The sequence below is a fragment of the Salmonella sp. SAL04196 genome (genome assembly GCF_046550835.1).
GTDB classification, from domain to species: domain Bacteria; phylum Pseudomonadota; class Gammaproteobacteria; order Enterobacterales; family Enterobacteriaceae; genus Salmonella; species Salmonella enterica.
Genome location: NZ_JBGDXE010000001.1, coordinates 1,339,199 through 1,357,594, shown reverse-complemented (window position 1 = coordinate 1,357,594; position 18,396 = coordinate 1,339,199). Strand labels below are relative to the sequence as shown.

At 53.0% G+C, this 18,396-nt stretch carries 19 protein-coding genes; 9 read left to right on the top strand and 10 right to left on the bottom strand.

The genetic code is table 11. The features are described 5' to 3' along the window. Positions 1-6: 6 nt before the first annotated feature. The 7 genes from potH to ACLJPE_RS06870 all read left to right on the top strand — a co-directional run bounded on the left by potH (position 7) and on the right by ACLJPE_RS06870 (position 7,004). On the top strand, positions 7-960 hold the full coding sequence (gene potH / locus ACLJPE_RS06900; protein ID WP_000105453.1) for a putrescine ABC transporter permease PotH: 954 nt from the start codon (positions 7-9) through the stop codon (positions 958-960). Continuing rightward, a complete protein-coding gene (potI, locus tag ACLJPE_RS06895) occupies positions 957-1,802 on the top strand; it encodes a putrescine ABC transporter permease PotI (protein WP_001061629.1) in 846 nt (281 codons plus the stop codon). Before potH ends, potI begins: the two co-directional genes overlap by 4 nt. A gap of 73 nt (positions 1,803-1,875) precedes the next feature. Next, positions 1,876-2,349, top strand: a complete 474-nt coding sequence (locus tag ACLJPE_RS06890) for a YbjO family protein (protein ID WP_000505788.1) — start codon at positions 1,876-1,878, stop codon at positions 2,347-2,349. 42 nt (positions 2,350-2,391) lie between these two features. After that, positions 2,392-3,519, top strand: a complete 1,128-nt coding sequence (rlmC, locus tag ACLJPE_RS06885) for a 23S rRNA (uracil(747)-C(5))-methyltransferase RlmC (protein WP_001633252.1) — start codon at positions 2,392-2,394, stop codon at positions 3,517-3,519. A 294-nt stretch (positions 3,520-3,813) separates the two neighbouring features. Continuing rightward, positions 3,814-5,157 carry a PTS sugar transporter subunit IIC gene (locus tag ACLJPE_RS06880; protein ID WP_000399318.1) on the top strand — a complete coding sequence of 448 codons (1,344 nt, stop codon included), beginning with the start codon at positions 3,814-3,816 and terminating at the stop codon, positions 5,155-5,157. 29 nt (positions 5,158-5,186) lie between these two features. Further along, positions 5,187-5,507 carry a PTS sugar transporter subunit IIB gene (locus ACLJPE_RS06875; RefSeq protein ID WP_000655399.1) on the top strand — a complete coding sequence of 107 codons (321 nt, stop codon included), beginning with the start codon at positions 5,187-5,189 and terminating at the stop codon, positions 5,505-5,507. 9 nt (positions 5,508-5,516) lie between these two features. Then, the gene (locus ACLJPE_RS06870; protein WP_000644025.1) at positions 5,517-7,004 is read left to right on the top strand and encodes a sulfatase; all 1,488 of its coding nucleotides are present in this window, start codon (positions 5,517-5,519) and stop codon (positions 7,002-7,004) included. Between the two features lie 206 nt (positions 7,005-7,210). Here ACLJPE_RS06870 and artJ read toward each other — a convergent pair whose 3' ends face one another. The 6 genes from artJ to ACLJPE_RS06840 form a co-directional block, all read right to left on the bottom strand. Next, positions 7,211-7,942, bottom strand: coding sequence for an arginine ABC transporter substrate-binding protein ArtJ (gene artJ / locus ACLJPE_RS06865; protein WP_000737538.1), 732 nt, complete (start codon positions 7,940-7,942; stop codon positions 7,211-7,213). A gap of 236 nt (positions 7,943-8,178) precedes the next feature. Further along, a complete protein-coding gene (gene artM / locus ACLJPE_RS06860; RefSeq protein WP_000895398.1) occupies positions 8,179-8,847 on the bottom strand; it encodes an arginine ABC transporter permease ArtM in 669 nt (222 codons plus the stop codon). Further along, positions 8,847-9,563: an arginine ABC transporter permease ArtQ gene (gene artQ / locus ACLJPE_RS06855; protein ID WP_001001677.1), complete on the bottom strand. Its 717-nt coding sequence runs from the start codon at positions 9,561-9,563 to the stop codon at positions 8,847-8,849. The genes artM and artQ overlap by 1 nt, the downstream gene beginning before the upstream one ends. A gap of 6 nt (positions 9,564-9,569) precedes the next feature. Next, entirely contained in the window at positions 9,570-10,301 is a 732-nt protein-coding gene (gene artI, locus ACLJPE_RS06850; protein WP_000756586.1) for an arginine ABC transporter substrate-binding protein ArtI, read from the bottom strand. 17 nt (positions 10,302-10,318) lie between these two features. Continuing rightward, entirely contained in the window at positions 10,319-11,047 is a 729-nt protein-coding gene (artP, locus tag ACLJPE_RS06845) for an arginine ABC transporter ATP-binding protein ArtP (RefSeq protein WP_000027186.1), read from the bottom strand. Between the two features lie 228 nt (positions 11,048-11,275). Continuing rightward, positions 11,276-11,791 carry a lipoprotein gene (locus ACLJPE_RS06840; RefSeq protein ID WP_001270724.1) on the bottom strand — a complete coding sequence of 172 codons (516 nt, stop codon included), beginning with the start codon at positions 11,789-11,791 and terminating at the stop codon, positions 11,276-11,278. A 127-nt stretch (positions 11,792-11,918) separates the two neighbouring features. Here ACLJPE_RS06840 and ACLJPE_RS06835 point away from each other — a divergent pair, with 127 nt between their 5' ends. After that, positions 11,919-12,242 carry a heavy metal-binding domain-containing protein gene (locus tag ACLJPE_RS06835; RefSeq protein ID WP_001160725.1) on the top strand — a complete coding sequence of 108 codons (324 nt, stop codon included), beginning with the start codon at positions 11,919-11,921 and terminating at the stop codon, positions 12,240-12,242. Beyond that, a complete protein-coding gene (locus ACLJPE_RS06830; protein WP_001202293.1) occupies positions 12,239-13,069 on the top strand; it encodes an N-acetylmuramoyl-L-alanine amidase in 831 nt (276 codons plus the stop codon). The genes ACLJPE_RS06835 and ACLJPE_RS06830 overlap by 4 nt, the downstream gene beginning before the upstream one ends. Here ACLJPE_RS06830 and ACLJPE_RS06825 read toward each other — a convergent pair. The 4 genes from ACLJPE_RS06825 to poxB all read right to left on the bottom strand — a co-directional run bounded on the left by ACLJPE_RS06825 (position 13,066) and on the right by poxB (position 18,377). Then, the gene (locus ACLJPE_RS06825) at positions 13,066-14,079 is read right to left on the bottom strand and encodes an NAD-dependent epimerase/dehydratase family protein (protein ID WP_000866902.1); all 1,014 of its coding nucleotides are present in this window, start codon (positions 14,077-14,079) and stop codon (positions 13,066-13,068) included. The two genes, ACLJPE_RS06830 and ACLJPE_RS06825, sit on opposite strands and share 4 nt — an antisense overlap. Before the next feature lie 95 nt (positions 14,080-14,174). Further along, entirely contained in the window at positions 14,175-15,608 is a 1,434-nt protein-coding gene (locus ACLJPE_RS06820) for an SDR family oxidoreductase (protein WP_000079016.1), read from the bottom strand. A gap of 10 nt (positions 15,609-15,618) precedes the next feature. Next, positions 15,619-16,620 (bottom strand): low-specificity L-threonine aldolase, encoded by a 1,002-nt coding sequence (gene ltaE / locus ACLJPE_RS06815; protein ID WP_000566346.1) that lies wholly within the window; start codon positions 16,618-16,620, stop codon positions 15,619-15,621. A gap of 38 nt (positions 16,621-16,658) precedes the next feature. After that, entirely contained in the window at positions 16,659-18,377 is a 1,719-nt protein-coding gene (gene poxB / locus ACLJPE_RS06810; protein WP_000815324.1) for a ubiquinone-dependent pyruvate dehydrogenase, read from the bottom strand. Positions 18,378-18,396: the final 19 nt, after the last annotated feature.

Here is an 18,396-nt window from a genome sequence, read left to right as displayed (position 1 = left end):
GGAAACATGAGCACACTTGAACCTCCGGCACGCATCAGTAAACCTGGCGGCGCGGCGCTATGGTTGGCGCGGATGCAAATGAAACATGGGCGTAAGCTGGTTATTGCTTTGCCTTATATCTGGCTCATTCTGCTGTTTTTACTGCCGTTTCTTATCGTCTTTAAGATAAGCCTGGCGGAAATGGCGAGGGCGATCCCGCCGTATACCGATCTGCTGGAATGGGCTGACGGTCAGTTGTCGATTACGCTCAACCTCGGCAATTTTTTGCAACTGACCGACGATCCGCTTTATTTCGAAGCCTATCTGCAATCGTTACAAATTGCCGGTATTTCCACAATCTGCTGCCTGCTGTTGGGCTACCCGCTGGCGTGGGCGGTGGCGCACAGCAAGCCCTCCACGCGCAATATCCTGCTGCTGTTGGTGATCCTGCCCTCGTGGACATCTTTTTTAATACGCGTCTATGCCTGGATGGGCATTTTGAAAAACAACGGCGTGCTGAACAATGTGTTGCTGTGGCTAGGGGTTATCGATCAGCCGCTGACGATCCTGCACACTAACCTGGCCGTCTATATCGGCATTGTTTATGCTTATCTGCCGTTTATGGTTCTGCCCATTTATACCGCATTGACGCGCATTGATTATTCGCTGGTGGAAGCGTCGCTGGATCTCGGCGCCCGACCGCTGAAAACGTTTTTTAGCATCATTGTACCGCTCACCAAAGGCGGAATCATCGCCGGCTCGATGCTGGTTTTTATCCCGGCGGTGGGCGAGTTCGTGATCCCGGAACTGCTTGGCGGGCCGGACAGTATCATGATTGGTCGCGTTCTGTGGCAGGAGTTTTTCAATAACCGCGACTGGCCGGTGGCTTCTGCGGTCGCCATTATTATGTTGCTGCTGCTGATAGTACCGATCATGTGGTTCCATAAACATCAGCAAAAAAGTGTGGGGGAGCACGGATGAATAACTTACCGGTCGTTCGCTCGCCCTGGCGCATTCTGATTCTGGTGCTGGGGTTTACTTTTCTCTATGCGCCGATGTTAATGTTGGTGATTTACTCGTTTAACAGTTCGAAGCTGGTGACGGTGTGGGCGGGATGGTCGACGCGCTGGTATGGCGAGCTCTTTCGGGATACCGCCATGATGAGCGCAGTGGGCCTAAGCCTGACAATTGCCGCCTGCGCGGCGACGATGGCGGTGGTGCTCGGTACCATTGCCGCGGTGGTGATGGTGCGATTTGGACGGTTTCGCGGCGCAAACGGCTTTGCGTTTATGATCACCGCGCCGCTGGTGATGCCGGATGTGATTACCGGGCTGTCGCTGCTGCTGCTGTTTGTCGCGCTCGGTCATGCTATCGGCTGGCCCTCCGATCGCGGGATGCTGACCATCTGGTTGGCGCACGTCACTTTCTGTACCGCCTACGTGGCAGTGGTGATCGCTTCGCGATTACGCGAACTGGATCGTTCGATTGAAGAGGCGGCGATGGATCTTGGCGCGGCGCCGTTGAAGGTCTTTTTCGTCATTACGTTACCGATGATCATGCCAGCGGTGATCTCGGGCTGGCTGTTGGCCTTTACGCTTTCCCTTGACGATCTGGTGATTGCCAGCTTCGTTTCCGGTCCCGGCGCCACCACGCTACCGATGCTGGTTTTCTCCAGCGTGCGCATGGGCGTGAACCCGGAAATCAACGCGCTGGCGACGTTAATCCTCGGCGTGGTAGGAATCGTCGGATTTATTGCCTGGTACCTGATGGCGCGAGCGGAAAAACAGCGGATTCGCGATATCCAGCGTGCAAGACGCGGCTGAAGCCACTAAAATCTTCCACTATGGCAATGCGTTGCCGCGCGGGTCGCGGCATCATTTTCAGGGAAGACATTCATTGGGATTTATAAAGCAATCAACCTCATCACATGCCCGTTTAAATGTGCCTACGCTGGTGCAGGTTGCGGCTATGGCGATTATTTTGATTCGCGGTCTCGATGTGCTGATGATTATGAATACCCTCGGCATACGCGGGATGGGCGAGTTTATTCATCGCAGTGTGCAGACGTGGAGCTTAACCCTTGTCTTTCTGGCAAGCTTAGTGCTGGTCTTTGTTGAAATTTATTGTGCGTTTTCGCTGGTGAAAGGCCGTAGCTGGGCGCGCTGGGTGTACCTGGCGACACAAATTATTGTGAGCGGATATCTGTGGGCGGCGTCGTTAGGCTACGGGTATCCGGAGTTGTTTAGCATCGCGGGAGAATCGAAGCGTGATATCCTGCATTCCCTGGTCATGCAAAAACTCCCCGATCTTTTAATTCTGTTTCTGCTGTTTATTCCCGCTCCCAGCCGTCGGTTCTTCCGGCTGCAATAATGTGTATAATCGTCGCCCCGGATAATATGAAGGTTTTTTGGTATGCAGTGCGCACTCTATGACGCGGGTCGCTGCCGTTCCTGTCAATGGATTACGCAGTCGGTTAATGAACAACTTTCCGCAAAAACAGCTGATTTACATCGTTTGCTGACCGGGCTGCCTGTTGAACAGTGGTGCGCGTCGATTGGCGGCCCGGAACAGCATTTCCGCAACAAAGCGAAAATGGTCGTGAGCGGTAGTGTAGAAAAACCGCTCTTCGGGATGCTGCATCGCGACGGTACGCCGGTCGATCTTTGCGGCTGCCCGCTGTATCCCGCCTCCTTTGCCCCCGTATTCAGCGCGCTAAAACCTTTTATTGCCCGTGCCGGACTCACGCCTTATAACGTGGCGCGAAAACGCGGCGAACTGAAATACCTGTTGCTGACGGAAAGTCAGTTCGATGGCGGCATGATGCTACGCTTCGTGTTGCGTTCAGAAACCAAACTTACGCAACTGCGCGCGGCGTTACCGTGGCTGCGTGCGCAACTGCCGCAGCTCAGGGTGATCACCGCAAATATTCAGCCGGTACATATGGCGATTATGGAAGGGGAGACGGAAATCTACCTGACGGATCAGCAGGCGCTGGCGGAACGTTTTAACGATGTGCCGCTGTGGATTCGTCCGCAAAGTTTCTTTCAGACCAACCCTACGGTCGCCAGCCGATTATATGCGACGGCGCGCGACTGGGTAGGACAACTGCCGGTACGCCATATGTGGGATCTTTTTTGCGGAGTGGGCGGATTCGGCCTGCACTGCGCGACGCCGCAGATGCAATTAACCGGTATTGAGATCGCGCCGGAGGCGATTGCCTGCGCGAAGCAATCCGCTGCCGAGCTGGGATTGACCCGCCTTCATTTCCAGGCGCTGGATTCCACCCAATTCGCCACCGCACAAGGTGAAACGCCCGACCTGGTGTTGGTGAATCCTCCCCGCCGCGGCATTGGCAAGCCGTTGTGCGATTACCTTGCACAAATGGCGCCGCGTTTTATCATTTATTCAAGCTGTAACGCGCAGACGATGGCGCAGGATATTCGTCATCTGCCGAACTACCGTATTCAACGTGTTCAACTTTTCGATATGTTCCCGCATACCGCGCATTATGAAGTGTTAACATTGCTTTGCAGGCTGTAGCGCCAAAAGCTAGACATACAAAATATCTATATTAACTGTCTAATTATCCATAAATAATAATAACCATGATCGATCGATAAAAAACTCCGATCGATCATGGTTATATATTATCCTATTTTTGCAAATCAAATCACAAATAATCACTTTAAATCTTTTAATGACTAATTTTGATTATTACAGTGCGTGTAAGGCAAAATTAGACAAGGTGGTTTATCGGGTAAATTTCAATAGCATCAGCGAAGCAATACGTAACGTCAGTAAAGGGGTCAATCATGACAACGAATAGGCACGCTTATGGAGGGCGTTCAGACGATGTTTGCCAAATTTATAGATGTTATTCAAACGTTTTTAACTGAACCGGCAATATTAATTGGGATATTAGTCGGTGTTGGCTATGCGCTGGATAAAAAGACGCCTATAAAAATTATCACCGGTATGATCAGCGCGATGGTCGGTTTGATGATGGTGCTATTTGGCGGCTTTCAATTTTCAGCCACTTTTAAACCGGTTGCAGAGGCAGTCAGCAAGGCTTATGGCGTGCATGGATACTTAATGGATTCATACGCCATGAAAGCCGCGACGCAAATAGCGCTGGGCGATAATTTCGGCTATGTAGGATACGTTTTTGTACTGGCGTTTTTTACTAACCTGATATTAGTTTTATTTGGTCGTTATACTGGCGCAAAAGGTATATTTCTTACCGGTAATACCGGGGTCTCACATTCACAGGCGGTACTGTGGTTAATTGTCTTCTGGCTGGGGTTCGGTTGGGTACAATCCATTGTGATTGCCGGGGTATTGACCGGGGTCTTTTGGGCGTTTTCAACCACGCTTATTGTTAAACCCATCGCCAAAGTGACCAATAACGCCGGTTTTACCATCGCGCATAACCAGATGTTGGGACTGTGGTTTTTCTCGAAATTCGCGCATAAATTCGGCGATCCGGAAAAGCATGACGCCGAAAACCTGAAACTTCCCGGTTGGTTAGCCATTTTTAACCACAACGTGACGGCAATCGCCATTGTGATGACGCTCTTCGTTGGCGGTTTTTTATTGGCGACAGGAATCGATAACGTACAGTTAATGGCGAAAGGCAAACCCTGGTATATCTATATCATCAATCTGGGCCTGCAATTCTCTATGTATATGGTCATCTTGCTGCAGGGCGTGCGGATGATGGTAGGCGAAATTAACGGTTCGTTTAAAGGATGGCAGGATCGCTTTATTCCTAACGCTATACCGGCTGTGGATGTTGCTGCTTTATTACCTTTTTCGCCGAACGCGGCCACGCTGGGATTCGTCTTTTGTACCTTCGGCACGATTTTTTCCATGGGCATTCTGCTGCTCATCCATAGCCCTATTATGGTATTGCCTGGTTTTGTTCCGCTCTTCTTTTCCGGCGGTCCCATCGGCGTATTAGCCAACCGAATGGGGGGATATCGTTCCGTTATTATTTGTACTTTCCTGTTAGGGATTATTCAGACTTTCGGTACGGTATGGGCCATTCCTTTAACCGGGCTGGCAAAAGAAGGCGTGGGCTGGACGGGAATATTTGACTGGGCGACTCTGTGGCCTGCGATTTGTGAATTACTGAAATTTATTGCTTCAACGTTCCATCTTGGTCCTTATTCCATTTAATTGATTCGGTTTATATAAAGGATTTTATTATGAAAGATTCTGTAAATATTTTATTCGTATGCGGTTATGGTGTAGGCAGTAGCGTAATGTTACAGACTGTGGTTAAAAAAGCGTTAGCAAAATATGACTTCTCTTTTGATATGGAGCATACGGCAGCGGGAGAGGTCGGTGGATTTACCGACTGGGCAGATATTTATGCGATTTCGAAAAAATTGCTTGATGTTGTTAGCCTCGATCCTAAACACGGACAATATCTCATTCCCATTGAAAATATCATGGATGGCGAATCAATAGGTAAACAGATTTACGATGTGGTAGAGAAAAATTTTCCGCACCTGCTCAACAAATGAGGGTGAGTCATGAAAGCGATTATTCTGCTGTTTGACAGTCTGAATAAAAACTATTTGCCGCCCTATGGCGATTTGCTAACGAAAGCGCCTAACTTTCAACGCCTGGCGGCACATGCCGCCACCTTTGACAATAGTTATGTCGGCAGTATGCCCTGTATGCCAGCCCGTCGGGAACTGCACACCGGGCGCTATAATTTCCTGCATCGTGAGTGGGGCCCGCTGGAACCCTTTGATGATTCCATGCCGGAATTATTGAAAAAAGCGGGGATCTACACCCATCTTATCAGCGATCATTTGCATTACTGGGAAGACGGCGGCGGTAACTACCATAACCGCTATAGCTCCTGGGACGTAGTACGCGGTCAGGAGGGCGATCACTGGAAGGCAAGTGTTGGCGAGCCGCCCATTCCGGAAGTACTGCGCGTTCCACAAAAACAAACCGGAGGCGGCGTTTCCGGGCTATGGCGTCATGACTGGGCGAACCGCGAATACATCCAGCAGGAAGCCGATTTTCCCCAGACGAAAGTTTTTGACGCCGGGTGCGATTTTATCCATAAAAATCATGCCGAAGATAACTGGTTATTGCAGGTTGAGACGTTCGATCCGCATGAACCGTTTTATACCACCGAGGAATATTTATCGCTCTATGACGATGAGTGGCAAGGCCCGCATTATGACTGGCCGCGCGGCAAAGTCAGTGAAAGCGAGGAGGCGATAGCGCATATTCGCTGTCGTTATCGGGCCCTGGTTTCCATGTGCGACCGCAATCTTGGACGTATCCTTGATCTGATGGGTGAACACGATCTCTGGCGCGATACGATGCTGATTGTCGGTACCGATCACGGCTTCTTGCTGGGGGAGCACGGTTGGTGGGCTAAAAATCAAATGCCCTATTATAACGAGGTGGCGAATAACCCGCTGTTTATCTGGGACCCGCGCAGCGCGGTATGCGGAGCGCGACGGCAGTCGCTGGTGCAGATGATTGACTGGGCGCCAACGCTACTGGATTATTTTCAACAACCTATTCCCGCAGATATGCAGGGCCAACCGCTGGCGAAAGTCATTGCCAGTGATGAACCCGTCAGGGAAGGCGCGCTGTTTGGCGTGTTTAGCGGACATGTTAATGTTACCGACGGACGGTATGTTTATATGCGGGCCGCGCAGCCGGGGCGTGAGCATGACATTGCGAACTACACGTTAATGCCGATCAAGATGAATGCGCGTTATGACGTGGATGAACTGGGAAAATTATCTCTGGCGCCTCCGTTTAAATTCACTAAAGGGCTTCAGGTATTACGTATTCCGGCCAGGGAAAAATATAAAGGTGTGAATAGCTTTGGTCATCTCTTGTTTGATCTCAGAGACGATCCGCAGCAGCAACATCCTATTCATGATGAGGCCATCGAAGCAAGGATGATCAACTTACTTATCCGTTTGATGAAAGAAAATGATGCTCCGGCGGAGCAGTATCGCCGTCTGGGTCTGGATGTTATCTAAAAACGTAACAATGTTATAAGCCGGGTACGCGTCAGCGTCACCCGGCAAGTATTAGTCCGAATCGCCTGTTGATGCAGGCGTTTGAGACTGATGACAAACTGTAGAATGCTCAATGGCGCTGCGCTTATCAGGCCAGGATGATTTCGTGGTCTGAATAAGGTATTTATACTGCCATTTCGCAACACGGTGGGCTAATCACATACGTCTTACTGTGGGAACCACTGATCGCTGATTTTCTGATAAGTGCCGTCCGCTTTAATGGCGGCCAGCGCATTATTCAGTTTTTCCAGCAACGCCTTATTGTCCGGGCGCACCGCGATGCCAAGTCCGGTACCGAAGTATTGCGGATCGGTCACTTTCTCTGTTGCCGGACCCAGTTGCGGATTCGTTTTCAGCCACTCATTGACCACTGCGGTATCGCCAAAGACGCCGTCAATACGGCCATTTTTCAGGTCGATAATCGCATTCTGGTAGCTGTCGTAGGCCACGGTTTTGACCTCCGGATGTTTATCCTGGAGATATTTTTGATGCGTGGTGCCATTTTCCATACCGATACGCTTACCTTTTAGATCGGTAAAGGTTTTATAGGTGTCTTTTTTGGCAATCACCAGCGCGGAGTTCGCATAATAGGGATTGCTAAAGGCGACCTGCTTACTGCGCTCCGGGGTAATGTCCATTCCGGAAATGACGGCATCATATTTTCTGAATTTCAGCGCCGGGATAAGACTATCGAAAGCATGATTGGTAAAAGTACATTCTGCCTGCATTTGCTTGCATAATGCGGTTGCCAGATCGATATCGAAGCCCACAATTTTATTACTCGCATCCAGGGATTCAAACGGGGGATAGGTGGCGGAAACCCCGAAATTGATTTTTTCAGCGGCGATGCTGCCAGTGGCGAAAGAGGCGAGTAATGCGGCCAGAACTAACTTTTTCATGATGTCACTCCCGTAATCTTATGATTATGCGCCGTGTCTGCGGCATAGATTTACAATGCCATTAATTGAATTTGTATGCAATAAAAATGATTAAATATTTTAAAATGGATAAAAAAAGACGGACAAGTTAACCACTTGTCCGTCGGGTTTATTCAATATTATGCATCGTAGGCTTGATAAGCGCAGCGCCATCTGACCATTGTCGAACGGCGGCGAGAATGCCTTATCCTGCCTGGTTAATTGCGCCGCTCAAATGCCAGGGCTTTACGCTCAATCAAACGCATCATCAGCGTCAATAGACCGTTGACGACCAGATAAATTACGCCTGCCGCGCCAAATACCATCACATCGTAGGTACGACCATAGAGCAACTGACTGTACCCCATGACCTCCATCAAGGTGATGGTATAGGCCAGAGAGGTACTTTTGAAGACCAGTACTACCTCATTAGAATAGGAGGAGAGGGCGCGTTTAAACGCATAGGGCAACAAAATCGCCAGCGTATCTTTCTTACTCATCCCCAGCGCGCCGCAGGACTGCCACTGACCTTCCGGAATCGCGCGAATCGCGCCATAAAATAGCTGCGTGGTATAAGCGGCGCTGTTTAGCGACAACGCGGTCAGTGCGCACAGCCACGGTTCAGACAGTAGATGCCAGAGTAGCGGATACTCTTGCAGTGTCGGGAATTGACCGGGTCCGTAGTAGATCAGGAAAATTTGCACCAACAACGGCGTACCGGTAAACAACGTGATATAGCCGCGCACCAGCCACACCACGAACGGCGTTTTTAGCGTCAGGATAATGGTAAAAACTAACGCCAGCACCAAAGCGACGGCAATAGAAGCCACGGTCAGCGTCAGGCTGGTGTGTAGCCCTTTTAGCAGTTCAGGTAAGTACTCAAGCATTAGTCTGGCCTCCGCTCAAAACGTGTCGCGCGCAGGTCTATGCGTTTGAGAATGTACTGACTGATCAGCGTAATGACCAGGTAAATAGCCGCCGCAATAATGTACCAGTTAAACGGTTCCTGGGTGCGTGTGGCAATACTTTTGGTCTGTAACATCAGATCGTTAACGCTGATAAGGCTGACCAGAGCCGTATCTTTTAGCAACACCAGCCACTGATTACCCAGCCCTGGCAGGGCGTGACGCCACATCTGCGGCATCACCAGACGGAAAAAAATCGCCGTCTTTGATAATCCCAGTGCCTGACCCGACTCCCACTGACCAGACGGAACGGCTTTCAGCGCGCCGCGTAGCGTCTGCGACGCATAGGCCGCATACAGCAGGGACAACGCAATCACGCCGCACAGGAACGGACTGACGTCAAAGTTCTCAATCTCCATTTGCACCGGGATCTGTGTAAAGCCGAGATGGAGGGTAAACCCGTCAGACAGCGTAAGCAGGAGTTGCGAGGAGCCGAAATAGATAAACAGCACCACCAGAATTTCCGGCAGGCCGCGTAAAATAGTGACCAGCGCGGAGCCTATCCAGGCAATCGGGCGCCATTTTACGGACTCCCAGACGGCAAAGAACATGGCTAACGCGAGGCCAATGATCAGCGCGCAGACGGCAAGGCCGACGGTCATCCCGGCGGCGCTTGCTAAAGGAAAAAATTCGTTCATCAAAGATTACTTCTGGAACCATTTGTTATAGATGGTCTCGTAAGTCCCATCTTTTTTCACTTTTTCCAGCGCAGTATTGAATTTCTGCTGCAGCTCGGTGTTGCCCTGACGTACCGCGATACCCAGGCCGGTGCCGAAATAATCTTTATCGGTGACTTTATCGCCGACCGGCGCCAGCTTAGGATTGGCTTTCAGCCATTCGGTCACGACCGCCGTGTCGCCGAAAACAGCGTCGATACGGCCATTTTGTAGATCCAGCTTCGCGTTCTGATAGCTGTCATACGGTACGGTGGTGATTTCCGGATGCTTATCCATGATGAATTTCTGGTGCGTCGTACCGTTCTGTACGCCGACTTTCTTGCCTTTCAGTTGATCGACGCTGGTGTATTTGCCCTGCTGACCCACGAACAGCGCGGAGTTGTCGTAATATGGCGTGGTAAACAGCACCTGCTTTTCACGTTCCGGCGTGATATCCATTCCCGCCATTACAGCGTCGAAGCGGCGGAATTTCAGGCTGGGGATCAGGCTGTCGAACGCCTGATTGGTAAAGGTACAGGAGGCGTCGATCTCTTTACATAGCGCGTTGGCCAGGTCGACGTCAAAGCCGACAATCTTGTTATTAGCATCCATCGATTCGAACGGCGGATAGGACGCTTCGGTCGCAAAACGAATGGTCTGGGCTGCTGTAGCGGAAAGGCTAAAGCCTGCAATTAGCGCGGCAATCAGAACTTTTTTCATTGTCATTGTCCCGAATCTTAGTGAGAGAGATAGTTTTTGAACGCTTCGGTCTGAGGGTGGGCAAAGCAACCCGCATCACCGTGCTCGACGATGTGACCATTTTCCATATAAATCACACGACTGGCGGTCTTACGCGCCACTTCGACTTCATGCGTAACGATCACCTGAGTAATGTTCGTTTCCGCCAGCTCATGAATAATGCTGACGATTTGAGCGGTAATTTCCGGGTCCAGCGCGGCGGTCGGTTCATCAAACAGCAGCACCTGCGGCTCCATCATCAGCGCGCGGGCAATCGCGACGCGCTGCTGCTGACCGCCGGAAAGATGCAACGGATAACGATCGCTATAGGGCTTCAGACGTAAACGCTCCAGCAGCTTTTCTGCGCGCGCCAGCGCCTGATCTTTTGTCAGACCCAGTACGCGGCAGGGCGCTTCAATCAGATTCTGCACAACGGTGAGATGCGGCCAAAGATTATATTGCTGAAAGACCATTCCGACATTTTGACGTAGCTCACGAATCGCCTTATCGGACGGCGTTTTCGTAAAATCAAAATGGTTCCCGGCGATAGTCAGAGTGCCGGAGCGCGGCATCTCAAGCAGATTGAGTACACGCAGCAGCGAACTTTTACCCGCCCCGCTTGGGCCAAGCAACACCAGCGTTTCGCCTTCGGGGCAATCCAGCGTGATATCGAACAGCGCCTGATGCGCGCCGTAAAAGCAATTAATGCCGTTTAATTGAATACTCATTGACACTCGTATACAGGCAGTCTGATAGCTATTGAAGCCGCAGATAGTACCTTTCGCAGAATAGTTATGCAATATTTATGCGTTAAAAGTTAAATATATCCCACATTCTTCCCTAAACATAGCACAAAATAGCAGGAGGAATAGTAGGTAAGAAGAATTGTCGGCATCCCGGGCAGAATGCCAGACAATTTACGGGGTTATGGGTGCAAAAGCGGGGAATACTGGCTGTTAACGGTTTTCTATCGACTGGCGCAGCGTACCGGCAGGGGCATGGACATCTCCGCCCAGATAGCGAACGTCGTCAATCACCCAGCATGAGCCTTCGTGAATCATAAGCACTTCATCCTGCCAGCTTTGATCGCCCTGTTTTAACGCTACCCGCAGAGGAATGTTGCGCGCATCTCGGTTCGGAATGGTTGATGCGCTGGCGACGTTGGCGCTATCCGGCAGCGTAGCGCGGCTGGAGAACAGATCGCCGCTCATCAACTGGCGGTGCTCCGTATCGCGGCTGGCGTCGGTCAACAATTTCGCCAGGTTATCACTCAAGTAGGGGCGAAGCGCGGCGATATCATTGCTGTGGTGTTGAATACGGTAGTCGTAAAATTGTTGAGCCACGCTGTCCGGGCCGCCTTCCACACACGCGCCGATACGCGGGCCATTATCTTTGTAGGCGGGAGTGACGGTCGTACAGGCGCTAAGCAGAAGCGCGCACGGGATGAGCAAAGAGAGTTTAGAATAGCGCATGATGATTTCCTTATAGGCGATCGAGCAAAAACCGATCTACGATAATCAATTATATCCTTTCAATGATAGCGTATCAGCTTGATAATGCGTTTGAGATCGTGTGCTTAGCTAACCCGGGAGATTCACTATGCAGTTTTCAACAACCCCAACGCTGGAAGGACAAAGCATCGTGGAGTATTGCGGTGTGGTAACGGGCGAAGCCATTTTAGGCGCCAATATTTTCCGCGATTTTTTCGCCGGCATTCGGGATATCGTCGGCGGACGTTCCGGCGCGTATGAGAAAGAGCTGCGTAAAGCGCGTGAAATCGCTTTCCAGGAACTTGGCGAGCAGGCTAAAGCGTTGGGCGCCGATGCGGTGGTAGGCATCGATATTGATTACGAAACTGTCGGCAAGGATGGCAGTATGCTGATGGTCAGCGTCAGCGGAACGGCGGTGAAAACGCGCCGATGAGAGCGCTACTGTGGCTGGTGGGTCTCGCGTTGCTGTTAACAGGCTGCGCGAGCGAAAAAGGAATTATCGATAAAGAGGGATATCAGCTTGATACCCGACATCGGGCGCAGGCGGCCTATCCGCGCATTAAAGTCCTGGTGATTCACTATACGGCGGAAAACTTTGACGTTTCGCTGGCGACGTTAACGGGTCGCAACGTCAGTTCGCATTACCTGATTCCCGCAACCCCGCCATTATATGGCGGTAAACCGCGCATCTGGCAACTGGTGCCGGAACAGGATCAGGCCTGGCATGCGGGCGTCAGTTTCTGGCGAGGCGCCACGCGTCTCAATGATACGTCTATTGGCATTGAGCTGGAAAATCGCGGCTGGCGAATGTCCGGCGGGGTGAAATCTTTCGCGCCGTTTGAATCCGCGCAAATTCAGGCATTGATTCCGTTAGCGAAGGACATTATCGCGCGCTATGACATCAAACCGCAGAATGTGGTGGCCCATGCGGATATCGCGCCGCAGCGTAAAGACGATCCCGGCCCGCGCTTCCCGTGGCGCGAGCTGGCGGCGCAGGGAATTGGCGCCTGGCCTGACGCCCAGCGTGTGGCGTTTTATCTGGCTGGACGCGCGCCGTATACGCCAGTCGATACCGCAACGGTGCTTGCGTTACTCTCGCGCTATGGTTATGAAGTCAAAGCCGATATGACGGCACGCGAGCAACAGCGGGTGATTATGGCGTTCCAGATGCACTTCCGTCCGGCGCAATGGAACGGTATCGCAGATGCCGAAACGCAGGCGATTGCCGAAGCATTACTGGAGAAGTACGGCCAGGATTAACGCGGTAAATTTCCGTGATCGCGTAGCCAGGCGGCGGTGCGCTCAATGCCTTCGTCCAGCGTGACGATGGGCTGGTAGCCCAGCTCGTCCTGCGCGCGAGTCGTATCGAGCGTAAAATCAAAATTCAGTTTTGACACGCCGTAATGCGTTAGCGGGGGCTCTTTGGCGGATTTTTTGCCGAAGCGCTCCATACTGCGGGCGATCATATCCAGCATCGGGTAAGGCACAGAGCGAATGCGGCAGTCGATAGTCAGTTCATCAATTAACTTTTGTACGATGCTGCGTAAGGTGCGGTTTTCGCCGTTAGTGATGTTATAAGCGCGGCCAGAAGGCAGATGATCGCAGCCCGGCTGGCTGGCCAGCCACATGGCGTGGATCGCATTTTCATAGTAGGTCATATCGACCAGCGCGCTGCCCCCGTGCGGTAATAAGATGCTACCGTAATGGTGCATCATATGCGCCAGACGTGGGATAAATACTTTATCGTGCGGGCCAAACAGGCTTTGCGGACGCAACACCGTAAAACGTGTTTGCGGATTGGCCTGCGCCAGCAGATTAATCACCTCTTCGCCGGCGGCTTTACTGCGGGCGAACTCATTGGCAAACCGATGCGGACGGAAATCCTCTTTGATATCACGGTGGTGGTGGTAATCAAAATAGAGTGAGGGAGAGGAGATATGAATAAAATTGCGCACGCCCCAGGCGACCGCCCATTCTCCCAGACGGCGGGTGGCGCGAACATTCGCCAGATCGAAAGCTTGTTGGGTTCCCCAGGGCGAGGTAAAGCTGGAGCAGTGCCACAACGTGTCGATCCCGGCGAGCATCACTTTAGCCTGCGAGGAGACCAGTTCGGTTAAATCCGCATGGACGAATTCCGCGCCCATTTTTTCAAGCAGCTTGCCCATCGCTTCATTGCGACCCGTCGCTCTGACGCTGATGCCTTTATTGCGCAAAAATTCAACCGCGTTTCGACCTAAGCCGCTGGTGGCGCCGGTAACCAGTACCTTCATATCAATCCACTGTGTTTAATAAACCGTCGTGCGCATTCTTCCGTGAATTACGTCGGTATGCAATGGGAAACACGAAAGAATACAGCAACTTTTTCTCATTTTTCTGTGATTTGTTCTGCAAGTCGGGCAATACGCCTTGCCATTCCCCGGAAAATAAACAGGTGCGCCGGGATCATCAGTAGCCAGTAAATCAGGCCCGGCATTCCGTGTGGATGCCACCAGGCGCGCACGTCAATTTCGCGGTAGCGACCTTTATCGTGCAGCGTGAAGCTAAGCCGCCCCAGACCCGGCGCTTTCATACCAAACAAGAGCGTGAGCTGTTTTTCTGGCTCGACAATGATCACTTTCCAGCTATCTACCGTATCGCCAAGCTTGAGCAAGGTATGCGACGGGCGGCCTTTCGCCAGTTTATGCCCCACCAGACGGTCCATCGCGGCGCGCGTCTGCCACAAAATATTGCCGAAAAAATAGCCCTCTTTGCCACCCAGCCGATTTACGACCTGCCAGAGCGCCGATAGGCTGGCCGGGGTCTGCGCGGTAAAGCCCGCCTGCTTTGGAAAATAGCCGTATTCGGGACGCCAGCGGGCGAAGGCCAGCGCGTCGTAGCCCCAGTCGCTGGAGTTCACCAGTTTTTCTTCTTCTTTCAGCGTGCGGCGAACGGCGTCATCAAAGGTGATAAGCGTTTGGGGGATCAACTTTTTTAACGCGGCGTCATCGGCCAGCAAATCGTGCTTTAACCCCTGGATTAACGCTTTTGCGGTAGTCGGCGGCACGGAGGTAATGACGTTTAAAAACCAGACCGAAATCCAGCGGGTCGGAAAAGGAACCGGGATCAGCGGACGCCGTTTACCGCTGACGGCCATAAAACGTTCAAACTGCTGCTGATAACTTAATACCTGCGGCCCGGCGGCTTCCAGAATACGATGCTCGCGCGCAGGGTGGTCCAGCAAGCCGACCAGGTAGTAGAGTAAATTTTCCAGAGCGATGGGCGTGGTGCGCGAACGCACCCAGCGCGGCGGCGTGAGTATTGGCAGGTTGTAAACCATGTCACGCATGACTTCGAAGGCGGCGGAGCCTGCGCCGACGATGATCCCGGCGCGTAATTCCGTCACCGGCACGCCTGCGTCGCGCAGTGTGTCAGCCGTAAGCTGGCGGGCGCGCAGGTGATCGGATTGCTCATGCGTCGGCGCCTGCAATGAACTGAGGAAAATAAGTTGTTTAACCGGCGTCTGGCGCAGCGCGTCGCGCACGTTGAGCGCCGCCTGACGCTCATGGGCGATAAAATCGCCGCCTTCGCCCATGCCGTGTACCAGATAGTAAACGGTATCAATGTCGCGAAGCAGCGCGGGTAAATTTTCCGGCCAGTGCAGATCGACCTTATGACAACTGACGTTGGCGAGGCGCTGCTTTTCCAGACGTTCCACGCGCCGCGCCGCCGCCCGCACCTGATGTCCTTGCTGACTTAGCGCAAAGACCAGGTGCTGGCCGATATAGCCGCTGGCGCCGAGAACCAGAATGCGTTGCGCCACGTTGCTCTCCTTAGCGGGCTAAAAAGGCGCGCCAGTGGGCGACGACGTCGGCAAGCTGTTCGCGAGAAACATCCAGATGCGTCACCAGACGCACAATCGGCGCGGCGTTAATCAGGATATTCCGTTCCCGTAAATAGTCGCCAAGCGCGGCGGCCTGTGCTTCGCCAACGCGAACAAACAGCATATTTGTTTCGTGGCGCATGACCTCCGCGCCCGCTTCGCGAAGCTGCTGCGCCAGCCAGGCGGCGTTATCATGGTCCTCTTGCAGACGCGCCACGTTATGCTTCAGCGCATACAGTCCGGCCGCTGCCAGAATCCCGGCCTGACGCATTCCGCCGCCGACCATTTTACGCCAGCGCGTCGCGCGTTTAATGTAATCGCGGTTGCCGACCAGCAGCGAACCGACCGGCGTTCCGAGACCTTTTGACAGGCAGATGGTAAAAGAGTCGCAATACTGCGTAATCTCTTTTAACTCACAGCCGTAGGCAACCACCGCGTTAAAAATTCGGGCGCCGTCAACGTGCAGCGCCAGTCCACGTTCGCGGGTAAATGTCCAGGCGTCTTTCAGATACGCGCGCGGCAGCACTTTCCCGTTATGCGTATTTTCCAGACTGAGCAAGCGCGTGCGCGCGAAGTGGATGTCATCCGCTTTAATCTTCGCCGCCACGTTCTCCAGCGGCAGTGTACCGTCCGCGGCGGCGTCGATGGGCTGCGGCTGAATGCTGCCGAGCACCGCAGCGCCGCCAGCTTCATAGAGATAATTATGCGCGCCCTGACCGACGATATACTCTTCGCCGCGTTCACAATGGCTAAGTAGCGCGACCAGATTGGCCTGGGTGCCGGTGGGTAAAAAAAGCGCCGCTTCTTTACCGGAAAGGTCGGCGGCGTAGCGCTGAAGGGCGTTAACGGTAGGGTCATCGCCGTATACGTCGTCCCCGACCGGGGCGGTCATCATCGCCTCGAGCATGGCGCGGCCCGGTCGGGTAACGGTATCACTGCGTAAATCAATCATGGCACATCCCTGGATTTTAAAAGGTGATGTGCACTGTTTTACCTTAGCCAGTTCGTTTTCGCCAGTTCGATCACTTCATCGCCGCGGCCGCTAATAATGGCGCGTAGCATGTACAGGCTAAAGCCTTTCGCTTGTTCCAGTTTGATCTGCGGCGGGATCGCCAGCTCTTCTTTTGCCACGACCACGTCAACCAGTACCGGGCCGTCAATGGAAAACGCGCGCTGTAGCGCTCCGTCCACGTCTGCGGCTTTTTCCACGCGAATACCGGTAATGCCGCAGGCTTCGGCGATACGCGCGAAATTGGTGTCGTGCAGTTCGGTACCGTCGGTAAGGTAGCCGCCAGCTTTCATTTCCATCGCCACAAAGCCCAGCACGCTGTTATTAAAGACGACGATTTTTATCGGCAGCTTCATCTGTACCACCGAGAGAAAATCGCCCATCAGCATACTGAAGCCGCCATCACCGCACATCGCGATAACCTGCCGACCCGGCGCGGTGGCCTGAGCGCCGAGCGCCTGCGGCATGGCGTTGGCCATTGACCCGTGGTTAAACGAGCCCAACAGGCGGCGCTTGCCGTTCATTTTTAGATAGCGGGCCGCCCAGACGGTCGGCGTGCCGACATCGCAGGTAAAAATAGCGTCGTCAGCGGCGAAATGGCTAATTTGTTGCGCCAGATATTGTGGATGGATGGCTTTGTCGCTGAGTTTGGCTAAGTCATCAAGTCCCTTACGGGCGTCCCGATAGTGCTCCAGAGCTTTATCGAGGAATTTACGATTGCTTTTTTCTTCCACCAGCGGTAGCAGGGCGCGAAGCGTGGCTTTAATATCGCCCACCAGCGCCATGTCGACTTTGCTGTGCGCGCCAATACTGCCCGGGTTGATGTCAATCTGAATGATTTTGGCATCGCTCGGATAAAAGGCGCGGTAGGGGAACTGGGTGCCGAGCAGGATCAGCGTATCGGCGTTCATCATGGTGTGGAAGCCAGAAGAAAAGCCAATCAGGCCGGTCATTCCCACATCATAAGGGTTATCGTACTCAACGTGCTCTTTGCCGCGCAGGGCATGAACGATTGGCGCTTTTAGTTTTGCCGCCAACGCGACCAACTCCTCATGCGCGCCCGCGCAGCCGCTACCGCACATCAATGCGATATTGCTGGAGTAGCGCAGCAGTTGCGCCAGTTTTTTCAGCTCTTCCTCCGCCGGCGTGACGACGGGGTGCGGGGCATGGTACCAATGAGTGACGGCGTTTTCAGGCGCGGGTTTCAGCGCCACGTCACCCGGCAGTACGACCACGGAGACGCCGCGGTTTAGCACCGCTTTGCGCATGGCGATGGCGAGCACCTGCGGGATCTGCTCCGGGCTGGAAACCAACTCGCAATAGTGGCTGCATTCACGGAACAACTCCTGCGGGTGGGTCTCCTGGAAATAACCGCTGCCGATTTCACTGGACGGAATATGGGCGGCGATCGCCAGAACAGGGACGTGGTTACGGTGGCAATCAAACAGGCCATTGATCAGGTGCAGGTTGCCCGGTCCGCATGAACCGGCGCACACTGCCAGCTCGCCGGTAAGCTGCGCTTGTGCGCCGGCGGCGAAAGCGGCAACCTCTTCGTGGCGGGTTGGCATCCATTCAATGGTTCCCATACGATTAAGACTATCGCTCAGGCCGTTCAGGGAATCGCCAGTGACGCCCCAGATTCGTTTTACGCCAGCCTGTTCCAGCGTTTTGGCGATGAAAGCAGCAACGGTTTGTTTCATGGTTCTCCATCTCCTTAAA

Coding starts and splice junctions, on each gene's coding strand:
- potH (WP_000105453.1), top strand. CDS start 7: ATGAGCACACTTGAACCTCCGGCACGCATCAGTAAACCTGGCGGCGCG.
- potI (WP_001061629.1), top strand. CDS start 957: ATGAATAACTTACCGGTCGTTCGCTCGCCCTGGCGCATTCTGATTCTG.
- artJ (WP_000737538.1), bottom strand. CDS start 7,942: ATGAAAAAGTTAGTTCTGGCCGCATTACTCGCCTCTTTCGCCACTGGC.
- artP (WP_000027186.1), bottom strand. CDS start 11,047: ATGAGTATTCAATTAAACGGCATTAATTGCTTTTACGGCGCGCATCAG.
- poxB (WP_000815324.1), bottom strand. CDS start 18,377: ATGAAACAAACCGTTGCTGCTTTCATCGCCAAAACGCTGGAACAGGCT.
- ACLJPE_RS06875 (WP_000655399.1), top strand. CDS start 5,187: ATGAAAGATTCTGTAAATATTTTATTCGTATGCGGTTATGGTGTAGGC.
- artQ (WP_001001677.1), bottom strand. CDS start 9,563: ATGAACGAATTTTTTCCTTTAGCAAGCGCCGCCGGGATGACCGTCGGC.
- ltaE (WP_000566346.1), bottom strand. CDS start 16,620: ATGATTGATTTACGCAGTGATACCGTTACCCGACCGGGCCGCGCCATG.
- artI (WP_000756586.1), bottom strand. CDS start 10,301: ATGAAAAAAGTTCTGATTGCCGCGCTAATTGCAGGCTTTAGCCTTTCC.
- ACLJPE_RS06840 (WP_001270724.1), bottom strand. CDS start 11,791: ATGCGCTATTCTAAACTCTCTTTGCTCATCCCGTGCGCGCTTCTGCTT.
- ACLJPE_RS06870 (WP_000644025.1), top strand. CDS start 5,517: ATGAAAGCGATTATTCTGCTGTTTGACAGTCTGAATAAAAACTATTTG.
- ACLJPE_RS06825 (WP_000866902.1), bottom strand. CDS start 14,079: ATGAAGGTACTGGTTACCGGCGCCACCAGCGGCTTAGGTCGAAACGCG.
- rlmC (WP_001633252.1), top strand. CDS start 2,392: ATGCAGTGCGCACTCTATGACGCGGGTCGCTGCCGTTCCTGTCAATGG.
- ACLJPE_RS06880 (WP_000399318.1), top strand. CDS start 3,814: ATGGAGGGCGTTCAGACGATGTTTGCCAAATTTATAGATGTTATTCAA.
- ACLJPE_RS06830 (WP_001202293.1), top strand. CDS start 12,239: ATGAGAGCGCTACTGTGGCTGGTGGGTCTCGCGTTGCTGTTAACAGGC.
- artM (WP_000895398.1), bottom strand. CDS start 8,847: ATGCTTGAGTACTTACCTGAACTGCTAAAAGGGCTACACACCAGCCTG.
- ACLJPE_RS06835 (WP_001160725.1), top strand. CDS start 11,919: ATGCAGTTTTCAACAACCCCAACGCTGGAAGGACAAAGCATCGTGGAG.